This window comes from Segatella copri (assembly GCF_019249765.2).
In the GTDB taxonomy this organism is placed as follows: Bacteria; Bacteroidota; Bacteroidia; order Bacteroidales; family Bacteroidaceae; genus Prevotella; species Prevotella copri_K.
Map to the genome: position 1 here is coordinate 626,297 of NZ_CP152484.1, position 23,859 is coordinate 650,155.

Below are 23,859 nucleotides of genomic sequence, written 5' to 3' on the forward strand. Positions count from 1 at the left end.
GATGATTAATAACTTCTTGCGATGATGACACGGGCTACGGCTGGTTTGCCGCTTACCATATCTACACCTGGAGTCTGCTCGTAAGCGAAAGGCACGCAACGGATGGTAGCCTGAGTCTCTTCCTTGATCTTAGCCTCGGTCTCGGCTGTACCATCCCAATGGCAGAGGAAGAAACCACCGTTCTTCACACGCTCCTTGAACTCCTCGTAGTTGTCGCACTCGTAAACGTGAGCATCACGGTAAGCACGAGCCTTCTCGAAGATATTCTTCTGGATGTCTTCCAACATATTCTTTACGCGCTCAACGATGCCGTCGAAGCTTACGTTCTCCTTCTCCAAGGTATCACGGCGCATAATCTCAATGGTGTTGTTCTCCAAGTCACGGCCACCCATAGCCAGACGAACAGGAACACCCTTCAACTCATAGTCAGCGAACTTGAAGCCAGGACGCTTGGCAGGGTTGTCATCATACTTCACGGTGATGCCCAACTCACGGAGCTGGTCGATGACAGGCTGCAACTTAGCAGTAATCTGAGCCAACTGCTCGTCGCCCTTGTTGATAGGAACGATAACCACCTGGATAGGAGCCAGCTTTGGAGGCAATACCAGACCGTTGTCATCGCTGTGAACCATGATGAGGGCACCCATCAGTCGGGTAGAAACACCCCATGAAGTAGCCCATACATACTCAGGCTTGTTCTCCTTGTTCAAGTATGTTACGTCGAAACTCTTGGCGAAGTTCTGACCCAGGAAGTGAGAAGTACCACTCTGGAGAGCCTTGCCATCCTGCATCATTGCCTCGATGGTATAAGTGTTGAGAGCACCTGCGAAACGCTCAGTCTCACTCTTCACACCCTGCAATACAGGAACGCCCATGTAGTTTTCAGCAAAATCAGCGTAAACCTTGAGCATCTCCTGAGCCTTTGCTTCAGCCTCTTCCTTAGTGGCATGAGCGGTATGACCCTCCTGCCAGAGGAACTCAGAAGTACGGAGGAACGGACGGGTACGCATCTCCCAACGCATTACGTTACACCACTGGTTGCAGAGGATAGGGAGATCACGCCATGAATGGATCCAGTTCTTATAGGTGTTCCAGATGATGGTCTCAGAAGTAGGACGGATGATGAGCTCCTCATCGAGCTTTGCGTTAGGATCAACCTCAACCTCTTTGCCATCCTCTGTAGAACGGAGGCGGTAGTGGGTAACTACGGCACACTCCTTGGCGAAACCTGCCACGTGCTCAGCCTCACGAGAGAAGAAACTCTTCGGGATGAGGAGAGGGAAGTATGCGTTCTGTACACCTGTCTGCTTAAACATCTTGTCGAGCTGCTGCTGCATCTTCTCCCAGATTGCGTAACCGTATGGTTTGATAATCATACAACCACGAACTGGTGACAACTCAGCGAGATCAGCCTTTACTACCAAATCATTGTACCACTGACTGTAGTTGTCAGCGCGCTTGGTTAAATTCTTGAGTTCTTTAGCCATATTGCTTTATTCTATTTATTTTGTTTTTTATTTCTTCTGTTATTTATATATTAAGGTATAAGCATGAACCCCTTCATCATCTGCTGCCGGCAGTTCATCTGTCTGCAGGTGTCTGAAATCCTACTTTTAGGGATTTTCCACCCCCAAATAGGTGATTTCCTAGCTCTATTTCGACAAATACCCTTAAATTTGCATGCAAAAATACAAAAAAATATTAGAAAACTCTCCATTATGGAGAAAAAAGAGTTATCTTTGCAATTAAATAACATAAATATAGGAGATTTTAAAATGAAAAAGACTAATTTTGCAGTTGCAGGCCTCTCTTTGTGCTTGCTTTTCTCAAGTTGTGGAACCAATCAGAAGACTGGTACAGCTGTAGGTGCCGGTTCTGGTGCAGCTTTGGGTGCTATCGTTGGTGGATTGCTCAATAATAGCCATCGTGGTACAGGTGCACTTGTTGGTGCTGCTATCGGTGCAGCTGTTGGTGGCGGTGCTGGTAACCTCATCGGAAAGCACATGGATAAGGTGAAGGCTGAGGCTGAACGGGTGAAGAATGCACAGGTTGAGACTGTAACAGATGCCAATGGCTTGTCTGCTGTTAAGGTAACATTTGCTTCTGGTATCCTCTTCCCAACTAACGGTTCTACTCTCAGCAGCAGCGCAAAGACTGATTTGGCTCAGTTTGCCGGTGTATTGAAGAACAATACCGACTGTGAGGTTTCTATCCAGGGTTATACTGATGCTACAGGTAATGACGGTATCAACTTGCCTTTGAGCCAGAAGCGTGCTGAGGCAGTTTACAACTATCTCGCTTCTTGCGGTGTTACCAGCCGTCAGGTAAAGAATGTTCAGGGTTTTGGTTCTGCTAACCCTGTTGTTAATACTACTGCTGCTTGCGCCCAGAACCGTCGTGTAGAGGTTTACATGTATGCTAGCCAGGCTATGGTTAACGCAGCCAACAACGGTACATTGAAGTAATAAGTTTCATGCTCCCGGAAGGGAAAAACTAAATAGATGATTTTGAAGAAAATCAAGAATATAGTAAAATGGGTGGTGGTGCTGTTTTTCAGTACCACCATTCTTGCTGTAGTGGCATATAGGTTCATTCCTGTATATGTCACTCCTCTGATGTTTATCCGATGCTTTCAGCAAGTAGCTGATGGAGAGAGTATTACCCTGCATCATCATTGGGTTTCGATGGATAAGATTTCGCCTCACATGCCAGTGGCGGTAATGGCGAGCGAAGATGCGAGATTCCTGAAGCATCACGGTTTCGACTTCAATGCCATCGAGAGTGCGGCGAAGAATAATGCACGTGGTGGAAAGGTGCATGGAGCCAGTACCATCAGTCAGCAGACTGCTAAGAATGTCTTCCTGTGGCCTGGCCGTTCATGGACCCGCAAGGGATTTGAAGTCTACTTTACCTTCCTCATCGAAATGATGTGGAGCAAGCAGCGCATCATGGAGGTTTATCTCAACAGCATTGAGATGGGACCGGGTATCTATGGTGTGGATGCGGTTGCAGAATATCATTTCGACAAGAAAGCGAAAGATCTGTTTCGTGGCGAGTGTGCGCTGATAGCAGCTACACTTCCTAATCCGCGCAAATTCAGTTCGCTGCATCCTAGCGCTTATATGAAGAAGCGCCAGCGACAGATAGAACATCAGATGAGATTTATCCCTACCTTCCCTCGTGAGGGCGAAGATTTCGACCCTGGCACGGCTGTGGGAGGATATAGGGGGAAGTAATACTTAGTTGATAGTTTATAGTTTATAGTTGATAGGGGTGACCTTAAAATAGTTTTTTGCCTCAAATATTGATTCATGGATTTACTGAAAGACTTGAACGAAGCGCAGCGTGCTGCGGTAGAATATATTGACGGACCTTCGCTGGTGATAGCCGGTGCAGGTTCGGGTAAGACGCGTGTGCTTACTTATAAGATAGCTTATCTCCTGAGCCAGGGCATGAAACCCTGGAGCATCATGGCGCTCACCTTTACCAACAAGGCGGCTAGGGAGATGAAGGAACGTATCGGAAAACTGGTGGGAAATGATCTCGCCCAGCATCTCTATATGGGTACCTTCCATAGCATCTTCTCCCGAATCCTGAGAGCGGAGGCTGAGCATATCGGCTTCAACAACAACTTTACCATTTATGACGAAAGTGACTCGCGCTCGCTGATCAAGGCGATAGTGAAGGAAATGGGACTGGATGATAAAAAGTATAAGCCTGCTGCCGTTCATGCCAAGATTTCGATGGCGAAGAACAACCTGATGAGTGCTGCGGCTTATGAGAGCGATGCGGCTATCTTCGAGCAGAACAAGCGTGCGCAGATGCCTGAGGTTGGTAAGATTTTCGTGGCTTACGTGCAGCGCTGCAAGCAGGCTAATGCCATGGATTTCGATGATTTGCTGACGCTTACCTATCAGCTCTTCAGGGAGCATGAGGATATTCGCCACAAATATGCCGCCCGCTTCGATTATGTCCTGGTGGATGAGTATCAGGATACCAATCACGTTCAGATGTCTATCGTCATGCAACTCTGTCAGGAGAAGCAGCGTGTTTGTGCCGTGGGTGATGACTCGCAGAGTATCTATAGTTTCCGTGGTGCCAATATCGATAATATTCTCAACTATCAGCGCCAGTTTCAGGGCACGCGTCTCTTCAAACTGGAGCAGAACTACCGCTCTACCCAGACCATCGTTGAGGCGGCTAACAGTCTGATCAAGCATAACCGCAACCAGATTCCTAAGGATGTGTTCAGCGAGAATGCGAAGGGTGAGAAGATTCAGTATAAGCCTGCTTACAGCGACAAGGAAGAGGCGGCGATTGTGGCGAAGGACGTGAAGCGTATCCGGCGCGAGGATGGATGCCAGTATAGTGATTTTGCCATTCTCTACCGCACCAATGCCCAGAGCCGCAGCTTCGAGGAGGAGTTCAGAAAGCAGGGTATTCCTTATCGCATTTATGGCGGACTGAGTTTCTACCAGCGCAAGGAAATTAAGGATATTATTGCTTATTTCCGTCTGGTGGCGAATCCGGATGATGAAGAGGCTATCAAGCGTATCATCAACTATCCGGCACGTGGAATAGGGGCTACTACGGTGCTGAAGATTGCTGACTGTGCCCATCAGAACCAGGTGAGTTTCTGGGAGGTAATCGGTGCCCCTGAGCGGTATGGACTGGCGGTTACCAAGGGTACGATGAACAAGCTGGAAACCTTCAGATTGCTGATTTCTTCGTTTATCGAACGGGCTCAAACTACGGATGTCTATGAATTGGGTGATGCCATTATCAAGGAGAGTGGTATCAGTCAGGATATCATGTCGGGCAAGGATGCCGATGATCTGGCACGTCAGGAGAACCTGGAGGAATTCTTGAGCGGTATGTCGGCTTTTGTGGAGGAACGCCGTGAAGAGGGTAGGTTTGATGAACTCTTCCTGCAGGATTATCTGCAGGATGTGGCGCTGCTTACCGATGCTGACAGTGATGGTGATAAGGATGAACCTCGTGTTTCTCTGATGACGGTTCATGCTGCCAAGGGTCTGGAGTTTCCTACGGTTTTCGTGGTTGGTTTGGAAGAGAATATCTTCCCAAGTCCGCTTTCTGCTGCTTCCCTCCGAGAACTGGAGGAGGAACGGAGATTGCTTTACGTTGCTATTACGCGAGCTGAGAAACATTGTATCCTGACGAACGCCAAGAACCGCTGGCGATATGGCAAGATGGAGTTTGATAATCCGAGTCGGTTTATCGATGAGATTGACGGCAAGTTGATTGATAGCCAGGATGAGGCTGGTGGAAGCTTGTTTGGCTCTATGTCTGACCAGCCGGAGTGGGCGAGAGCGCAACGTCCTCGCAGACCGTGGGAGGATGCTGAGCAGCCTAGATACAGTAGCAGGTATCAGAATTCCAAACCGGTAGCATCGCAGTTTGTGGCAGATCCTAAGCCTTCTCTCTTTGATGATGAACCGGAGACTTCACGTACTTCCGGACGCTCGTCTGTTTCCGGTCGCTCATCTCTCTCTGAAGGCAATTTCAAGTCTGTTAGAGCGCTGAATGCAGCTAAGCGTTATATGGAGACGCATTCTTCTCATCCTGCTTCTCGCGGTACTGGATCTTCTGCAGCATCAGTTTCTTCTTCTACAGCTTCATCTGCTGGCAGTCCTTCTTGTGGTTTGCAGGAGGGAATGAAGATTGAACATCAGCGTTTTGGACGGGGAACAGTATTGAAGATTGAAGGTACTGGTGAGAATACGAAGGCTACGGTTGAGTTCGTTCATTCTGGCACCAAACAGCTTCTGCTGAAATATGCCAAGTTTACGGTAGTAGATTAAGTTCAGTAGTCTGATTTTGCGTTTTTTAATCATATATTAGGGCTCTTTAGTATGCTGAAGTACTAAAGAGTCTTAATTTTTTTATAATTATTTGTTCTTCTTGTAACTTTTGTTTATATTTATAGCATATTTACGAACGATATGCAAAAAAGAGTTTAATATTTAACTTATAAACAGAACGATTATGAAGAAATTAATGATGATGGCAGTAATTCTGCTTGCTGGTGTAGGAAGTGTAATGGCACAGAGCGATTACAAGCGCGGTATCTTTAACCATGTAGGTCTTAACGTGGGTGCAGGTACCGAGGGTATTAGTGTTGGTGTGGCTGCTCCTGTTACTAACTTCCTTGAGGTAGAAGCAGGTGTGAACATCATGCCATCTTTCAAACTGTCTGGTGATTTGGATGTAGATGTCAATACCAGTTCTTTGCCTCAACTACCTAATGTTACTTATCCAACCGGTGCAACCATTCATGCAGAAGGCTCATTTGACCGTACCACCTTTAATGTAAAGGCTAATCTGTATCCATTCGGTGGTGGCAGCAAGTTCTTTATCGCTGCTGGTTTGTCAATTGGTGGTGAGAAGATTGCTGAGGTAAATGGTTCTTCCGATGAACTTCGTCAGTTCTCTGAGAACTTGCCTACTCCTGAATTGAAGAATCAGTTCCGTAAGGCTATATCAGCCAACTTGGGTGGTTACAACTTGGAGCTCGATGAGAACTATAATGTTCAGGGCGATATCCGTTGCAAGAATGTTCGTCCATACCTTGGTTTAGGTTTCGGTCGTCTGGTTCCTAAGAACCGTATCGGTTGCCGCTTTGAGTTGGGTTGCCAGTTCATGGGTAAGCTCAAGGTTTACCAGAATGGTAACGAGATAGATATCAATAAGGCATTGGAAGATGCTGGCGAGGATGATCTCTCTAAGTTTGTAAAAGACTTGAAGGTTTATCCTGTTTTGAAGTTCTCTCTTACAGGTAGAATCTTATAATATAGATAAAGAGTTATAAAAATAGATTGGGCAAGGCCATCTCTGGTCTTGCCCTTTTTGTTTCTATATACTATAAATTGAAAAAGCGTCCCCGCAGTAGCCTCACGGTCACTACGGGGACTTATAATTACTAACATCTAACTTTAGCATTTTTGTTTAAACTTAAAAACAAATTCTTTATGAGAGTAATTTCTCCATTATCTATAAACATAAACCAAGTATCTCATATATTGCAAGTAACTTGTATCCTGCAAATATCTTGTATCCTTAAATGCAAGTTCTTAGAAAAGTCAAACCCATAGACCAGTATCTCTACTAATATCTTGATTATTTTTATTTTATTGCTTTTTGTCTGTTTAATATTTAATACTTTTAAGTTCACAATGCAAAGATATAAAAAAAATGGGTAAACTCCAAATTAATTTTGCTTTATTTTGTATTAAGTGGCTTTTATTGTACTTATGCGGCAGTTTTTAAGGATTAACCGGCAAAGTTAAGAGGGTGTATCATAAACATTCAAATGCTTTATGATACACCCTCTTTCTCAGGATTCTGAATTTTTTCGTGTTTATAACGCTTCGTCTTCAGGACGTGGCATCTGTGTCTGGGGCTTCTGTTTCTTGCCTGACTTCATGAATAGTTTCTTCTTCTTGAGCCATGCAGCCTTGCGTATTTCGTATTCTTCGCGATGACGCTCCAAAAAATTATCAGCCATGTTTCGTTTCCTTTTTTACTTTGCGTTATGAATGCTTATTCTTCTTTAAACTTACTGTAAATCACTTTGATTCGGATCGGACCAGATGCCACCTTCTTACCAGTCTTCTCGTCTGTGGTATAATCCTTGTTAGGATCATCCGTACCCACGATGAGTCGGGTGGAAGCGAGTGACATATCGTGATTGATCTTGGAGATGACGGTAGTATAGCCCTGTGTGGTTGTGATGACGTTTACAGGAACCAGTACTACTTTATTCCAGTTTTCCCCCTTGCCCTTGTTCTTATACATGGCAGAAACCAGGTTGGCGATATTCTGGAATGTATAGGCATTCTTGTAGGTGCCGGTATTGCTGTAGCTTGCCGTATAAGAAGTACGGTTGTCAGCCAACTTGCTCTTTTCGAAGAACGACTGCAAACTGTCTTTCTGAACCATCAGGATGGTGCTTGGTGTAGCAAAGTTGTATGGGTTGTCTTCGTTGTCATTGTTGAGTCGTGGGAAAGAGATGGTAGCTGTGTTGAGCGTATCCTTCTCATGTCCCTTCATGATATCTTCGATAGGGAGGGTAACCTCGGTGAAGATACCTGCCGGTGACTTGAGATAAGTACATTTCTCCTGATCCTTACTTGCCAACTTCTTCAAGTTCTCGGTATCGTTCTCAATCTTGTTGAGCTGCAATACCTCTTCTGTACCATCGAAACGGTTGTATCCGATGCTTACAGCTGTACTGTCTGTAACGCCGTCCTTTGCCTTGATGGTCTTGTGGCGGGTCCAGTAGAAGATAAGCTCTGTATTCCAGATCTTAGCCATGTTGCCCGTACCGCCTACATTCTTGATATAGAAGCCAGGGCAGACGTTGTGCAGGAACTTGTAGTTGGTCTTGAAGTACTCAGGATGTTCTGCGTATGTTTGCATGATGTAAGAACCATAGTTCTTGTATGTCTTACCATCTTTCTTGTACTTCTTATTCAAGTAAATCTTGAAGTTCTTGACATCTGATGTATTGCTCAAGTTGTAATTACTGCTCCAATGCTGGTTGTTTTCGTTTACCCAGCCTTCCTTGAAGGCATCATAATTAGAGTAATACTCCTTATCTTCTGCCATCGGCTTTGTCATCTCATAGGCTGTCACCTTCATTGGGGCGATAGTATCACCATAGCTGGCGTTGTATGAAACCAGGAGGTAGCATGAGTCTGCTTCGATAGAACCTTTGTTTGCCTGCTTGATGTAATCGAGTGTATCTACAGAGAAAGTAGGCAATACGCTCAACTGGGTCATGTAGTCGCCCTTTACATAGTTGCCGGTTTCCGGGTCTTTCATCTTTCCGATGAGCCCCGTGTTGTTGCGGCTCAATACGGAATCTGCTACTATAGACTTTGTGGTAACATTGAACGCTGAGTTAGAAATGTTAATGTTGTCTATCTTATTAGTGATGCTACCACCGATTCCCTCGGTGGTATCATCACATGCAGCGAAAGTAAGCGCTGCTATTACTAATACTGTTAAGAGTCTTAAAATTTTCATTATCCTTTAATGTATGTGTCTCTGTTGTCGGAATTTTATTCTGCGTCAGGACAAACCTTGTTGATGAAGTCTGCGTATGGCTCCTGGATATCTTCTCCCGGATAAGCCAATACAGGCTTGTTCTTCTCCTTCGCATAATCAACGAGAATCTGGGTAGCTTCTTCTTCACCTTCTACCACACCGTCGCTATAGTCGATGGCGAGTTTGCCGAGCTCAATGAAGTCGAAGTCGTCCTGATAACTGTCAAGCAGTTCAGACTTGGCATCGCGGAAGGCAACGCAACGTTTGAAGTTGGTACCCAGTTCACCCTTGAGTTCGTTGGTATAGAGAGCGGTAATCACCTTTGATTCTGCAAATGAAGGCTCTTCGCTGTAGGCTGTCTTTACATAGAATGGCACTACTGCGCTAGCCCAACCCTGGCAGACGATCACATCAGGCTGCCAGCGGAGCTTCTTTACGGTTTCCAATACACCACGTGCAAAGAAGATAGCTCTTTCTCCGTTGTCGGCATATTCTTTTCCGTTTTCATCGGTGCCCATCTGGCGGCTCTTGAAATAGTCGTCATTATCGATGAAATAAATCTGCTGTCGTGTTGTTGGTATAGATGCAACCTTGATGATCAGCGGATGGTCTGTATCATCGATGATAAGGTTCATACCAGACAGGCGAATGACCTCGTGCAATTGTCCGCGACGCTCGTTGATGGTGCCCCACTTAGGCATGAAGGTGCGGATCTCAAAACCTGCTTCCTGCATCTTCTGAGGCAGTTCGCGTCCCATGATTGACATGTGAGACTCGGCTACGTATGGGTCGATCTCCTGATTGATAAATAATACTTTTTTTGCCATAAAATTTAAATTTTATTCTTACGAATTACGTGCAAAGGTACAAAAAAAACTTCAAATAGGGGCATTTTTTCTCCGAAATTCATTATTTTCGGCAATAATTCGCATATTTTTAGGTTTTTTCTTTCTCATTTGAGAAAAAAGTTGTTATTTTGCACCCGAAAACAGATTATGACGATGAAAGTATTCAATAAGATTGTTGACCTCCAGAACGAACTCTTCATGTGTCGTAAGGAGGGAAAGGAAATCGGCCTTGTGCCAACTATGGGTGCGCTGCATGAGGGTCACGCCTCTCTTGTTAAGCGCAGTGTAAAGGAAAATGGCGTGACTGTAGTTTCTGTGTTCTTGAATCCTACACAGTTTAATGATCAGGGTGACTTGGATCGCTATCCTCGTACCCTCGATGCTGACTGCAAGCTCTTGGAGGCTTGTGGTGCTGACTATGTGTTTGCACCATCGGTGAAGGAGATGTATCCTACACCAGATACACGCCACTTTGAGTTTCCACCTGTTTCAACCGTGATGGAGGGTGCCAAGCGCCCGGGTCATTTCAATGGTGTATGTCAGGTAGTGAGCCGTCTTTTCTATATCGTTCGACCAACCCGTGCTTATTTCGGTGAGAAGGATTGGCAGCAGATTGCTGTCATCAAGCAGCTCGTGAAGTACATCAACAGCGATGTGCAGATTGTTGAGTGCCCTATTGTCCGTGATGAGGATGGTTTGGCTAAGAGCAGCCGTAATACTTTGCTGGCTCCTGATGAGCGTGCCATTGCGCCAAACATCTATAAGGCTCTGAAGGAGAGTGTGGAGTATGCCAAGACTCATACCGTACAGGAAACTCACGATAAGGTAGTTGCCGACATCAATGCTGTAGAGGGTCTGGAGGTAGAGTATTTCCAGATTGTGGATGGCGACAGCCTGCAGGATGTTTCTTCATGGGAGGATAGTGCATACGTGGTAGGTTGCATCACCGTTTATTGCGGTAAGACTCCTATCCGTCTCATCGACCATATCAAGTATAAGGGATAATTCCTCGATAGATATTCTTTATTAAGTTTAATCCGTAACAGATCAAGTAATAACAGAACAATGCAGATAGAAGTATTGAAGAGTAAGCTCCATTGTGTGACCGTAACTGAGGCTAACCTGAATTATATGGGTAGCATCACCATCGATGAGGACTTGATGGACGCTGCTAATCTGATAGCAGGCGAGAAGGTTCAGATTGTAGATAACAACAATGGTGAGCGCTTGGAGACCTATATTATCAAGGGTGAGCGTGGCAGCGGTTGTATCTGCCTGAACGGTGCTGCAGCCCGCAAGGTGCAGGTGGGCGATACCGTCATCATCATCGCTTATGCCCTGATGGACTTTGAGGAGGCTAAGACCTTCAAGCCAACCGTGGTTTTCCCTAAAGAGGGAAACAGGGTTTAATATTCAATGGAAACAAAAGAAAGGGTGTGTCATGGACTTATGGCACACCCTTTCTTTTGTTTTATTACTATATAATTTAAGGTGTAATTGCGATGGGTTACGGATAGATCTCGATATGGCTGCTGCCGGAGTTGCCATTCTTGATAATCCTTATCTGGGTGGTGATGCGCTCGCTCATCGTGTCGGTATGACTGATGACGCCCACCTTCTTGCCTTGCGAACTTTGCAGCATGGCGAGGGAGTCGATGACGGTGGCTAGGGTATCGGGGTCGAGGGTTCCGAAGCCTTCATCGATGAACAGGTTCTCGAAGGAGATGTTGCGGGAGGATAATGCCGACAGACCCAAGGCGAGACCCAGACTCACGATAAAGGTTTCGCCACCTGATAGGGAGGTGGTGTCTCGGATATCGTCGGCACGGTCGTGATCGATGACTCGGATGCCCAGCGAATGCTTTACCTGCTGCAGTTCGTAACGGCTGTTGAACTTTCTGATTTCCTGGTTGGCGTGCGCTATCAGGAAACTGAGCGTATAGCATTGGGCTATCTTGCGCAGCGTCTTGCCGTCTGCTCCGATGGCATCCGTGATGGCTGTCCAGTCATCTTTTTCCTGTGTTACGAGTTGCAGGGCCCCAGCCTTGTCACCCAACAGCTTCACGGCTTCCTGATGGTTCTGCATCCTGGCTTTGGCAGCAATCAGTTCGTTGCGCTGGCTTCTCTCCTGATACTCCTGCTGAATGGCTAAGAGAGCATCACGGGTTTGGGCAGGCTGATGTTCCAAGTGCTGCTGATGTGCCTTTTCTGCGCTCTGGTAAAGGGCGGTAGTTGAAGCCACGGCTTTCTCCTTTTCGTCCTTTTCCCGTCGGATGGCATTCCAATCTTCGGCAGAGTGAAGCATCTCCCGGATGATATTTCGGTCGATAAGGCTTGGTTCGATACTTCTTTCCTCGATGCCTTCCTCTTCGGAGTCTTTTCCTTCGATGCTCTTTTCTTCAAGCTGCTTGTTGTATTCCTCAATCCAAAGGTCGAGTTCCTTTTCCTTCTCTTGCAGATTCTCTTTCATCGTCTTGTTCTGAGACAGCATGGTTTGATGCGAACCTTTACTGTTGGCGAGTTCTGCCTTCAGTTTGTTGATGTTCTCGTTTTGGTTATCTGCTGCTTTCGTTGCCTCATCCTTTGCAGCTGTCAGTCTTTGTTCAGCCGCATCTGGTTCTTCTCCATTCAGAATCTGCTTATATTTCTCCTGCCATTCCTCCATTTCCTTCTTGGCACTATTCCATGTCTGATGGGCCTTCCCGTAAGCCTCCTCCTTACTCTTTTGCTGCGAGACGAGGTTGATGGTAAGTGCTTTTTGCTCAGCCAGTTTTGTGGTGCAGGTTGAAGTGTTTTCTTGGGTTTTGTTCTGTATAGTAGAAGCCTTGCTTTCATACGCAGCTTCATCCTTCACAGCCTTGTCCTTGAGTTGGGTCAGCCGTTCTATCTCTTTCTGAATCTTGTTAAAGAGGCTCAGTTTGCTGCTCGCATCTTTCGCCTTGTTTTCATAGATAGGCAAGAGCGATTTCAGTTCTGCCTCAGCCTTTGGAATCTTTGGATACTGGGCGATGAGCGCCTTCCAATCCTCTTCGTAAGTTGCGATTTCTTCCGAGAGCTTTTCCTGTTGTTTCTGGAGCGTCTGTACTTCGCCGTCGTTCTGTTTTCTCTCGCCGGAAAGATTCTTCTCCTCTTTCTGCTGCAGTTTCAGCAGATCTTCCTTGACTTTCAGAAGTTGCGAGAGTTCTGTGGTGGCTTCCTCAAACTGTCTGTTGTCGGTATGATAAGGATGGGTCGTGCTGCCACAGAGCGGACAAGGTTTGCCTTCGGTCAGGTTGGCACGATGAATCTCCCATTTCTCGCTCACCATGAGGGTATAGGCATTTCTCAGCGTCAGGGTCTCTTGGGTCAGAGCCTCGATGGTCAACTTGCCCAGCGCTTCATCTATCTTCGCATTTCTTTTGCCCAAGAACAGGATGCGCTCCTCATTCTTCTGCTTTTCTGCTGTGGCAGTATCAAGATGAGCCACAACCTTGATGGCTTGCTGGACGTCCTGCAGTTTCCTGTCGGCTACAGTCTTGCTGTTCTGCAGTTCCTCTATGTTCTGTCCGGCAGTCTTATTTCTTTCCTTCTCCCAAGCCTGTTCAGCGGCTTGCGTCGCTTCGTGCAGAACCTGTTTCTGCTTGGCAATCTCTTCCTTTGTCGTTTTGAGGGCAAGGTTCGCTTTCTCCGTTTCTGCTTCCCATTTTTGGATGTTTCGGGCGTTTTCCTCCACGTCTTTCAGGGCAGTTAGATTCTCTTTCTGCGCCAACTCCAATGCCTCTTTCTTTTCTTTCAGATTCGGCATTGCCGCTTCCATTTTTGTTTTCAGCGCCCTTGCTTCAGCGATGACCGGCAGCGCCTTTTCCAGCTGTTCCTGTGCCTTGCTTACTGCTTCCTTCAGACTGGTGAGAGTTTTCTCGCTTTCGCTGATGGCAGACTCTTGACTTTTGATGTTTCCTTCCGCTTTCTGGATGTTTTCTTCCTGCTCGTGGATGCTTTGCGTCTGTCGTTCTACTTCCTGCAGCAGGTTGACGGCTGGCTGTACTTCATCGTGCAACTGCAGACGGAGAATCTGGGCTTGTATCGCTTTAATGGCATCTGCTGCTTGCTGCATATCAGTCTGGTAGATAGCGATTTGCTTGATTTGCTTATCGTTTTCCTCAAACCATTGCAGGTCTTTCGAGATGGCTTGCAACTGGCTGTTGAGTTCCTTCTCTGCCTTTTCCAACCGGGCGATTTCCTCCTTCAGTTGGGCGAGTTCTTCATCGTTCAGCAGGTTCTGTTTTACGGCTTCCACCGATGCAGCCATCTGGTTGTAGGCATCCGTCGCCTGGTCTTTCGCCTTCTTGATTTCAGTAGCGATGTTCGTATAAGTTTCCTCGCATCCGATGAGTTTTTCCAGGAGTTCGTACCGCTCGTTTTCCTTCGCCGTCAGGAAGTTGGCAAACGAGCCTTGGGCGATGAGTACGGTACGGAGAAACTGGTCGTAGTCGAGTCCGATGATGTTCGGCAGTTCGTTCCAGTCGGCAGTTTCCTCCGTTATCTCTTCGCCGTTTCTCGTGATTTTATAAAGCGCAGTCTTGGCGTTCTCGTAGCGCACTCTCTGGAATCTGACGTGCCATTCTGCGCGGTAGATGCTGCCGTTGTTGGCAAGGAAGGTGAGTTTGCTGTAGCCCTCTTTCTTGCCACGTGTCAGGATGTTTCGGCTGTCGGTAGGAGCCAGACGGTTACTTTCGCTGGCATCGGCAGCTCCGAATATCTCGATGTTCTGGTTCTTGTCGCCTTTCTTCCTGGGATAGCGAGGGGCGCGGTTGTAGAGGGCAAGGCAGATGGCGTCGAGTAGGGTAGACTTGCCACTTCCCGTCGGACCTACGATGCTGAAGATGGTACTCTCGCCTAAGGCACCTTCTTCAAAGTTGATGACCTCGCCTCCCTGTTTGTCAAGCGAAGCGAGGTTGAGTATTTCGAGTTGTAGGAATTTCATAATGATGATGTCGTTAATAAATCGGATAACATTTTCTCCTGTCTTTCGTTCATCGGAGCGTTGTGTCTGATGGCGAAGGCTTCTTTCAGCGTGTCGAGCGGAGGACGGTTGATGATGTCTTCTATGCTGGTGATGTGCTGGGAACCCTGGATGGTGGAGAGGTCCAGTTGTGGGATGATGCGCTGGATTTTGCAGAGCACGGCATCCTTTTCGTTGACTAGTTTCTCCAGTTCCTTGATGTCATCGCTGGTCAGTTTCTCCTGTTTTACCTTCAGCATCACGTAGTCAAAGTGGTCGCTCAGTTCGCCGTCTGTTCTCTCTGAAAGTTCAGAATTGATGAGCTTCTGCCATTTCTTGAAGGTCAGCTCTTCCTCATTTTCGGGCAGGATGCGGAGGGCGTGCTGAGGCTTGTATTCCAGAAAATCTACTTTCCATTCCTTGCTCTTGCCGGTTTCCTTTCCTTCCTCCTCTTCTCCGTGTTCTATGGTGATGAGGTCGATGCCGTGGGTGTAGTCTTTCTCGGCAAACGACATTGGGAGGATACTTCCCGTATATCTTGCCCAGTCGGTGTTCCAGATATGTTGCCGTTTGTGGATGTGTCCGCAAGTCATATAGTCGGGATGGTCGTTCCATCCTTCCAGGTCCACTTCCTCCTGTCCGCCGATGATGATTTTCTCGCTCGCATCCTTTTTGGCGATATCCGAACCCTTGGCGTACATGTGTGCCATCATGATGCACTTCCTGCCCGGGTATTTCTTTCGAGCCTCAGCCGTCAGTTCTCTCAGAAAGTCGTTGACACCCTGCGAGTAGCTGGCGTTCTGCACCACATCGCTTCTTAGGAAAGGAACGGCGAGGATGATGACTTCTTCTCCTTCCTCGTTGGTTACGGGGATGATGAGGTCATCGAAGGAATAGATCCAATGTCCGCCGGTTTTATCATCGTCCCCGCTTTCTCCCTGCTGCCAGATTTTCCTTACGTTTCCTCTTATTTCCACGTGGTATCGGGTGAGCAGCGGACGTGGAGCCTCCAGTCGGCTGGCGGAATCGTGGTTGCCGGCGGTAATGATGACCTGCATGTTCGGGCACAGTTGGGTAGCATCGGCAAGAAACTCGTAATAAACGGTCTGTGCCGCTGCCGATGGATTTCCGTTATCAAAGATGTCTCCTGCTATGAGGAGAGCATCGGGTTTTTGTCCAGCTATCTGCTCCAGGAGCCATTTCAGGAAATGCTTGTGTTCCGGCAGACGGTCGTTGCCGTGAAACAGGTTGCCCAGATGCCAGTCGCTGGTTGCTAATATCTTCATACTCATAAGAATGTCTAATCTTAGTCTTTTTCTTTGTCTTTTGCTTGCAATCCTTTGGCTTTTGGCTTGCAATCTGACTACAAAGTTAACACAATTATTTGGGATACGCAAAGAAATAAGCTCAAAAAACGAAGAATTATGGCCGGAAAAGTAAAGATATTCAGGAAAAGTCTTGTTTTATATCTGATAAAGTTGTATCTTTGCATAGTAGAAATCTTCGTTCATAAACATTGAATGTCCGTTCAGTGTCTTTGAACGGCGGTTTATAGACTTTGAATGTCGGTTCAGTGTCTATGAACGGAGATTTCTCCTAGGATTAAATACTTTTCTTCCTAGGTTTGTGGTCTTTTCTTCTTAAGTATAACAATAAATACTATAGGATGTAAAGGCTGCTGCAATAAGAAATACTAATAAACTAAAATAGGAAAGGAAACTGATATGGCTAAGTACAAATTGCAGGAAATGGGGGATATGCGCTATGATGGCAAGCGCAGAGTTTATCCCAAGATGGTGACCAACCGGACACTATCCCGAAAAGAGTTCGTCAAGATGATGCAGAATTACCATCGCGGTATTTCGGAAAGTACCACGGAGGCTGTATTGACCGATGTGGTTGATATGCTGACAGATATGCTCTCCATGGGGTACAACGTGAATCTGGAAGGTTTCGGCACCTTCTCCCTCTCCCTCGCTTTCGAGGATGAGAAGCCTAGGGAAATTCTGAATCCAGATGATAAGATGACGTACCGCAAGGTGGGCGTGAAGGACATCAACTTCAAGGCGTCCCCTGAGTTTATCAAGGATGTGAAGCGTGAAACCGACCGTGATCTGGAGCGTGATCTGGGTGGCGTAAAGGTTATCCGTAAGCAGCTGTATTCCAGGGAAGAACGCATTGCCCGTGCCCTGGAGGTGATAGAGAAGAACGGAGTCCTCACCCTAGGTGATTATGCCTCCATCAACAACCTGAGCCGTACTGCCGCCTCTATGGAACTGAAGGAGCTGACCTGTGATAAATCTTCACCGATAGATTCACTTGGCCGCGGCAGCCATAAGGTTTGGGTAAAGAGAAAAGAATAAAAAACAGGAGTGTGGCAATAGGTGGCAATAGGTGATAATAAAAAATGCCCTTATTGCCACGCTTAAAACGCTAAATACCAGAGCGTTATCAGAAAGTGTGGTAATAGTGATATTAGTTTAGAGAAAAAAGATTTTTCTTTATATAAAAAATGACTCGCTTGCAGTTCTAATGGGATGCAAACGAGTTCTGTTGCTGCAAAGATACAAAGATTCTTTGATAAAACAAACTTTTTGAAAAGAAAAATCACAAAAAGTAGCTTCATTTTATATAATTGAAGGGCATTTGCCGAAGGTGAGTCAAGTTTCTCATGTGGTTCAAGCACGGGCTGAAGACCCAAAAGCTCCTAGCCACCACACGCCCTGAACCAACGGTCACCGGCGCGTAGCGGAAAGGTAAAGGGCAGAAACTCCTAGCCCAGGGCAACACCCTGGGTATTAGGGTGTTGCCCTCTTGCGCCCTGTAAGGGCAAAAGCCTTGAATATATGCTGCGTTATAACCAATTTTATTGGGATTTGCAAGAAACTATTTTTCTTTTAAGTCATTTGCCGACTTTTCGAAATCAGCTTTGATTTCATCTAATAGTGGATTTCTGTTTTCTACAATGATAGAAGAGTAGAATCCTTGACCTTCAATGGTTGTGTTAGCAGACTGGATGGTATACTTTTGTGGGTCTGCATATTCCTTGAACCATCTTATAAACAAACGATTTCTAACTTCTTCACGGTTGTCACTTGTGTCGCAAATATATAGTAAGACATTCAAGTTTTGAAGGAAGAACTCCTCAATGATGGCAATAATCGTTGTGCTTATTTTATTATCGTATGAGCCATGGATTTTATTGTCATTGTGTATGCAAAATTGATAGCTCATACAACCGCCAAGAGGAAACTCTTCCGTAAAAGAAATGGTATAGTTAATCCCCTTGTCTGTTGCAAACAGATAATCACCCTTATCTGAGCAGACAACTCGATAAGGTGATTTGCTGTTAATGTGATGTAGAGACAATTCTTTCATGCGTTTGCAAATTTAGCATAAATGTCAATGCCATCATATTGTTTTGCTCTTTCGCGCATCTCCTCTTTATGTTTTAGGAGTTGTTTGAACTTTCTGATGGTTTCCTCCTTTGTATTGTTCTTTGTTGCTTGCATAATAACCTCCTTTTTAATGTTATTGTTATTAATTTGGTGGCAAAGATAAGAAAAGTAAATGAGATATGCAAGAAAAAAGACCCAAAATTTTGTGAACCCAATTCTTTTTCGTACTTTTGCAGTTGTCTTGCTGTGGATGGCTGGCGATGAGTCGCCGGCTAGGTAAAAGTCCATGGCTTGGCCTATCATAATTAAGAAAGACGTTCTCTACGTTTTCTTCTGACTCTTCGAAATTCGCAAAATTTAATATGGTGTTCAGAGGGAGACAGCAGTGGGCGTCTACCCACTGTGTATATACACATGGCATAGGTGTGCCCCTTCGTCAGGAGGGGTACGCTCTGTGCTATCATATATATACCCGCTTGGCGTAGGCATCTGTTGCTTCTTATCCTTGACACCATAGGACCGCGAATCCTCGAAGAGCAAGGGTAATGCGAGTGATAGATTCCCTACGCCTTCCTTTTTGATAGCTAATCGGTTATCCTATACCTTATCTTGCGATGAGGCTGGACTAGAATCAAAATAATCTTTTAAAATCAGATGGTTTCTGCTTTCGGGAATCGGTGGAGTAATAGGATGGCAAGGCTTTGCTATGCTCCCATCGGTAATGGAAGTTATGGCAAAGAAACTGCAACTCAGCTATAAGGAAATCGAATCCCGATTGGAATCGTTTAAAACTAAAGTGGTGCCAGCCTCTGAGGTTGGCTATGAGATACTGAAGGCTTTTGGTAAAAGCGAAAAGGATGTGTCGAGATACAAGGAAGGAAAGGGTGTCTTGAAGACATTCGACGGCTTGCTTATCAAAGGCTTGTTCTGCTATCAGGCTGTAGATACTTTGCATCTTACCACCAGGTTGGAGGCATTGAAGACCGATGCTCAGGTAAAGAAGGCTGCACCAAAGATTATTGCGGTGAGCGATGGTGAAACCCTCCTTGCTTATGATACTCGTGAGAATGATACTTACGAGCAGAAACTCGTCAAGATGCACAGCGACTTTGGCTTCTTCTATCCTTTGATGAACGTAGAGCGAGTACACACTACGGCAGAAAACTCTGCCGATGTGAAGGCTGCTGAGAAACTTGCCAAATTGCATGATGAGATTCGTGCTTATAACGAATATAATAGTGATGACGACTTGCACGACCTTAACATCTTCATTACCCGCCTGCTCTTCTGCTTCTTTGCCGAAGACACAGGTATCTTTGCCGAAAATCTCTTTACCAACTTTATCAAGCAATTTACCAAGGAAGATGGTTCCGATCTCGGCGAGATGCTAGGTCAGGCATTCCAGGTGATGAATGTGCCAAACAAGGAGCGTTCGGAAGAACTTACCAAGGAAATCAATCAGTTTCCTTATGTGAATGGCGGTCTTTTTGCCTCTGACATTCCTATCCCAAAGATGGGTTATAAGGCTAGAAAGATAATCATCGAATGCGGAGACTTGGATTGGAAGGACATCAATCCGGATATTTTCGGTAGTATGATTCAGGCGGTGGTGAATCCTGATGTGCGTGCCAAGGAGGGTATGCACTACACCAGTGTGCCTAATATCATGAAGGTAATCAATCCGCTCTTTATGGATGATTTGAGAGGGGAATATAAGAAACTGGAAGAGTTTTACGAACAGAAGAAGAACCTGCTTGATATGAGTGCCTTGTCTCAAAATCAGTTTATTGACGAGTGCAAACCAATCATTAATGGTTGCAATAAGTTGATGGTAAGAATGAGCAAGATGAAGTTCTTTGACCCAGCTTGTGGTAGTGGTAATTTCCTGATTATCACTTATAAGCAGTTGCGCTTGCTCGAAATGGATATTCTGCATCTCCGCAAGAAATGTACGCCTGAGCAGATGCTCGACTTTATTGATGGTTCGTGCATCCGTTTGAAACAGTTCTTTGGAATTGAACTTCTCGACTTTCCTCACGAGGTAGCCATGCTTTCGCTTTGGCTTGCCGAGCATCAGATGAACAACAAGTTTCACGCCGATTTCGGTGTGAATGTTGCTGCCTTGCCTTTGCATAATATCAACCAGATAAAATGTGGTAATGCCTGTAGAATGGATTGGGAGGTAGTATGTCCACATACCAAGGATGAAGAAGTGTTTGTATTTGGAAATCCACCGTATTTGGGGAGTAGTTTGCAAGATGTATCTCAAAAGAATGATATGAAGTATGTCTTTGGAGATAATAATGGTTGGAAGAAACTAGATTATATATGTAATTGGTTCTTCTTGGGATCTTTGTATTGCAAATGTGCTAAATCAAAATGCGCATTTGTATCAACAAATTCAATTACTCAAGGTGAACAGGTTGCTATATTATGGCCTATTCTTTTTAATACAGGAGTGGAGATTTCATTTGCATATTCTTCATTTAAGTGGGCTAATAATGCAAAACATAATGCTGGTGTGACATGTATTATAATAGGGTTGCAAAATATCAATAATATAAAAGAAAGGATATTATACAATGCAGATAATATGAAGGTGGTACCTTTTATTAATCCTTATTTAAGTACTACAAAAATATTATATATGAAGCCACTAAGTAAATCGATTTCAGGTTTCCCTGAGATGATAAGTGGTTCTAAAACAAATGATTTTAATAATTATATGTTTGACGAATCAGAAAGAGATAGTCTTATAAAACAATATCCGCAAGCCAATCGAATTGTAAAGAGATTTGTTGGTGCTGCAGAATTTATAAAAGGGCAAATAAGATATTGTTTGTATATATGTGAAGAAGATGTGTCTCTCGCTTACTCTATTCCAGAAATAGCAAAACGTTTAGAGAACGTTCGTAATGAAAGAGCAAAAAGTAAGAAAATACCAACTCAACGAATGGCTAAATATCCTTATAAATATAGTGAGGATAGATTTTCCTGTCAGGAATGTTTATTCGTTCCTTTAACCTCTTCAGAAACTCGTAAGTACATACCAATTGGTTATTTGGACAAGGATACAATCGTGTCTAATGCAGGTTTTGCTATCTATGATTGTGAAATTTGGATATTTGGAATTATAACTTCTTATATTCATATGTTATGGAACAATACGTTAGCAGGTAAGATGGAAATGCGTTTAAGATATTCTAGTTCTTTATCATACAACACTTTCCCCTTCCCATCCATCTCCGACACCAAGAAGTCTGAGATAGAAGAGGCGGCAACGAATGTGCTTCTGGCTCGTGAAAACTATCCAGAGAAGACGCTTGCAGATCTTTACGACCCGGAAAAGATGCCGGAGGATTTGCGTACTGCACATGAGGAACTGGATGCCATCGTAGAAAGCTGCTATCCTGGCGCTCCGTTCCCAAATGATGAGGCTCGATTGGAATGCCTCTTCAAACTCTACGAGAAAATGACAGCTAACAAGTAATAATTAGAAAGGCTTATGAACAAGATAAATGATAATATCGTTGATATCAAGTATCAGCAAACGGGTAAATCGAGTAATACCAATGAACTCGGTATGAGAGAGATGCAAGCCAAGGCTTACGAAGCCCGCAACCATCGCTTTCTGCTTATCAAGGCGCCACCGGCATCTGGCAAGAGTCGCGCCTTGATGTTCATCGCCCTGGATAAGCTGAAGAATCAGGGCATCAAGAAGGTAGTAGTGGCTGTACCAGAAAAGAGTATCGGCCGCTCTTTCCAAAACACCGACCTGATGAAGTATGGCTTCTTCGCCGATTGGAGGGTGGCGCAACAGTATAATCTTTGCGATACTGAAGACGAGAAAGAGAAGGCTGTACGCTTTAAGAAATTCTTCCATCAAAATAAAAACAATATCCTGGTTTGCGCCCATGCCACACTAAGAAACGGCATGAAGGAAATAAGTGATGAGGAGTTTAACGATTGCCTCTTGGCGATAGATGAGTTTCATCATACAAGTGCTGATGTGAACAGCGGATTGGGCGATATTGTGCGCCGGGTGATGAATAATTCCACCGGTCACATTGTTGCCATGACGGGCAGTTACTTCCGAGGCGATGGCGTTCCGGTATTGAGGGCAGAGGATGAGGCCCGTTTCTTCCCGGTAACCTACAACTATTATCAGCAACTCAACGGTTATCGCTATCTCAAGAACCTTGTCCTGGGCTATCACTTCTATCACGGCAGTTATCTCGACCATATCGCCGAGGTGCTGGATACTACCAAGAAGACCATTATCCATATTCCGAGTGTCAACTCCCGAGCATCCAGCGGTTTGGGTAAATACACGGAGGTGGATGAAATCATCAAGATTATCGGTAAGGTAGAGGAACGGGATTACAACAATGGCGGCATCTATCACATCAGAACAAAGGACGGCAGACTGCTGAAGGTTGCCGATCTGGTGGAAGACCACGCCGAGACTCGCAACCTGGTGCAGGGATATTTGCAGCGGATAAAGAAGCGTGATGATGTAGATATTATCATCGCTCTGGGTACTGCCAAGGAAGGTTTCGACTGGCAATGGTGTGAGGAATGTCTGACCATCGGTGTTCGTGGCTCGCTGACCGAAGTGGTGCAGATTATCGGAAGATGCACCCGTGATTGCGAAGGCAAGGAGACGGCTAAGTTTGTAAACATGATAGGAATGCCAGATGCCAATCAGCCCGATGTGAAGGTGGCGGTGAACGACTTTCTGAAAGCCATTACTGCATCGCTTCTGATGGAGCAGGTGATGGCACCAAGTTGGCATTTCAAGACGGTGAAGGATGTGGATAACGATGAGGGCAATCCTCTGGATGCCCGTACCCTGGTGATAGAGGGCTTGAAACCTTTGTCGAGCGAGAAGACGAAGATGATTATAGAGGATCAGTTGGATGATTTGAAGGCTTCTATCTTGCAAGACGAACTGGTGGTGAAAGCCATCAGCGGAAGTACTACGGCTGAAACCATCACCAAAACGCTCATTCCGAAAGTGATTCGTGAAAAGTATCCGGATTTGAGCGAGGACGAAGTGGAAGAAGTTCGTCAGCGCCTGCTGCTTGATACCCTTGTCAAGGGTGGCGAAGTGGTGGATGATAAGGGAAATCCTATCGACTTCGATGCTTCGGCAAACGATGAGGAGAAGGAGTCGGAAGGCAATCGTCTCATCAAACTGGCAAACCGAATGATTAACATCGACCAGTTGAGCATCAATCTGATTGATTCCATCAACCCTTTCCAGCGTGCTTACGAAGTGTTGTCGAAGAATGTGGATAAGCAGACCCTGAAGATTATCCAGGACACGATGGCTGAACAGAAATTCGATATGACCATCGAACAGGCGATGATGCTGTTCAAGGGACCCTATAAGCAATGGGTGGCAGATCATGACGGTCTGCGCCCAGACATCAACGACCCTGACCCGAAGGTAAGGGAACTGGCTGCTGCATTCCAGAAACTCAAGAACCTGAAGATTCGAAAAATGATGGGATTGGAGTATGAGCCGGAAAAGTAACATTCAACATTTAACATTAACATA

At 45.5% G+C, this 23,859-nt stretch carries 17 protein-coding genes; 9 read left to right on the forward strand and 8 right to left on the reverse strand.

Features of this window, described 5'->3' with window-relative positions:
* Positions 1-5: 5 nt before the first annotated feature.
* Positions 6-1,487, reverse strand: a complete 1,482-nt coding sequence (proS, locus tag KUA46_RS02585) for a proline--tRNA ligase (protein WP_022120928.1) — start codon at positions 1,485-1,487, stop codon at positions 6-8.
* Positions 1,488-1,775: 288 nt separating this feature from the next.
* Between proS and KUA46_RS02590 the strand changes: the two genes are divergently transcribed.
* The 4 genes from KUA46_RS02590 (at position 1,776) to KUA46_RS02605 (ending at position 6,810) form a co-directional block, all read left to right on the forward strand.
* Entirely contained in the window at positions 1,776-2,465 is a 690-nt protein-coding gene (locus KUA46_RS02590; protein ID WP_119229376.1) for an OmpA family protein, read from the forward strand.
* 36 nt (positions 2,466-2,501) lie between these two features.
* A complete protein-coding gene (gene mtgA / locus KUA46_RS02595) occupies positions 2,502-3,236 on the forward strand; it encodes a monofunctional biosynthetic peptidoglycan transglycosylase (protein ID WP_022120926.1) in 735 nt (244 codons plus the stop codon).
* A gap of 75 nt (positions 3,237-3,311) precedes the next feature.
* On the forward strand, positions 3,312-5,822 hold the full coding sequence (locus KUA46_RS02600) for an ATP-dependent helicase (RefSeq protein ID WP_218487045.1): 2,511 nt from the start codon (positions 3,312-3,314) through the stop codon (positions 5,820-5,822).
* Positions 5,823-6,006: 184 nt separating this feature from the next.
* Positions 6,007-6,810, forward strand: coding sequence for a hypothetical protein (locus tag KUA46_RS02605; protein ID WP_022120924.1), 804 nt, complete (start codon positions 6,007-6,009; stop codon positions 6,808-6,810).
* Positions 6,811-7,378: 568 nt separating this feature from the next.
* Here the strand turns inward: KUA46_RS02605 and KUA46_RS02610 are convergent.
* Genes KUA46_RS02610 through KUA46_RS02620 form a run of 3 tightly spaced genes read right to left on the reverse strand, consistent with a single transcriptional unit; the run spans position 7,379 to position 9,896 of the window.
* The gene (locus KUA46_RS02610; RefSeq protein WP_022120923.1) at positions 7,379-7,525 is read right to left on the reverse strand and encodes a hypothetical protein; all 147 of its coding nucleotides are present in this window, start codon (positions 7,523-7,525) and stop codon (positions 7,379-7,381) included.
* A gap of 35 nt (positions 7,526-7,560) precedes the next feature.
* The gene (locus KUA46_RS02615) at positions 7,561-9,048 is read right to left on the reverse strand and encodes a DUF4270 domain-containing protein (RefSeq protein ID WP_153093356.1); all 1,488 of its coding nucleotides are present in this window, start codon (positions 9,046-9,048) and stop codon (positions 7,561-7,563) included.
* Between the two features lie 35 nt (positions 9,049-9,083).
* Positions 9,084-9,896, reverse strand: a complete 813-nt coding sequence (locus KUA46_RS02620) for a glycogen/starch synthase (protein ID WP_022120921.1) — start codon at positions 9,894-9,896, stop codon at positions 9,084-9,086.
* 174 nt (positions 9,897-10,070) lie between these two features.
* Between KUA46_RS02620 and panC the strand changes: the two genes are divergently transcribed.
* Positions 10,071-10,922 carry a pantoate--beta-alanine ligase gene (panC, locus tag KUA46_RS02625; protein WP_022120920.1) on the forward strand — a complete coding sequence of 284 codons (852 nt, stop codon included), beginning with the start codon at positions 10,071-10,073 and terminating at the stop codon, positions 10,920-10,922.
* A gap of 60 nt (positions 10,923-10,982) precedes the next feature.
* Positions 10,983-11,327 carry an aspartate 1-decarboxylase gene (panD, locus tag KUA46_RS02630; RefSeq protein WP_089545082.1) on the forward strand — a complete coding sequence of 115 codons (345 nt, stop codon included), beginning with the start codon at positions 10,983-10,985 and terminating at the stop codon, positions 11,325-11,327.
* A gap of 97 nt (positions 11,328-11,424) precedes the next feature.
* Here panD and KUA46_RS02635 read toward each other — a convergent pair whose 3' ends face one another.
* Together KUA46_RS02635 and KUA46_RS02640 are read right to left on the reverse strand one after the other, a co-directional pair.
* A complete protein-coding gene (locus tag KUA46_RS02635; protein WP_218487044.1) occupies positions 11,425-14,880 on the reverse strand; it encodes an AAA family ATPase in 3,456 nt (1,151 codons plus the stop codon).
* On the reverse strand, positions 14,877-16,184 hold the full coding sequence (locus tag KUA46_RS02640) for an exonuclease SbcCD subunit D (protein ID WP_218487043.1): 1,308 nt from the start codon (positions 16,182-16,184) through the stop codon (positions 14,877-14,879). Before KUA46_RS02640 ends, KUA46_RS02635 begins: the two co-directional genes overlap by 4 nt.
* 438 nt (positions 16,185-16,622) lie before the next feature.
* Here KUA46_RS02640 and KUA46_RS02645 point away from each other — a divergent pair, with 438 nt between their 5' ends.
* The gene (locus KUA46_RS02645; protein WP_218487042.1) at positions 16,623-17,261 is read left to right on the forward strand and encodes an HU family DNA-binding protein; all 639 of its coding nucleotides are present in this window, start codon (positions 16,623-16,625) and stop codon (positions 17,259-17,261) included.
* A 523-nt stretch (positions 17,262-17,784) separates the two neighbouring features.
* On the opposite strand, the gene KUA46_RS02650 is transcribed toward KUA46_RS02645, so the two are convergent.
* Together KUA46_RS02650 and KUA46_RS02655 are read right to left on the reverse strand one after the other, a co-directional pair.
* A complete protein-coding gene (locus KUA46_RS02650; RefSeq protein WP_218487041.1) occupies positions 17,785-18,276 on the reverse strand; it encodes a DUF6169 family protein in 492 nt (163 codons plus the stop codon).
* The gene (locus KUA46_RS02655; RefSeq protein WP_218487040.1) at positions 18,273-18,410 is read right to left on the reverse strand and encodes a hypothetical protein; all 138 of its coding nucleotides are present in this window, start codon (positions 18,408-18,410) and stop codon (positions 18,273-18,275) included. Before KUA46_RS02655 ends, KUA46_RS02650 begins: the two co-directional genes overlap by 4 nt.
* A 616-nt stretch (positions 18,411-19,026) precedes the next feature.
* Here KUA46_RS02655 and KUA46_RS02660 point away from each other — a divergent pair.
* Together KUA46_RS02660 and KUA46_RS02665 are read left to right on the forward strand one after the other, a co-directional pair.
* On the forward strand, positions 19,027-21,786 hold the full coding sequence (locus tag KUA46_RS02660) for a class I SAM-dependent DNA methyltransferase (RefSeq protein ID WP_218487039.1): 2,760 nt from the start codon (positions 19,027-19,029) through the stop codon (positions 21,784-21,786).
* 15 nt (positions 21,787-21,801) lie between these two features.
* Entirely contained in the window at positions 21,802-23,835 is a 2,034-nt protein-coding gene (locus tag KUA46_RS02665) for a DEAD/DEAH box helicase (protein WP_218487038.1), read from the forward strand.
* Positions 23,836-23,859 lie beyond the last annotated feature (24 nt).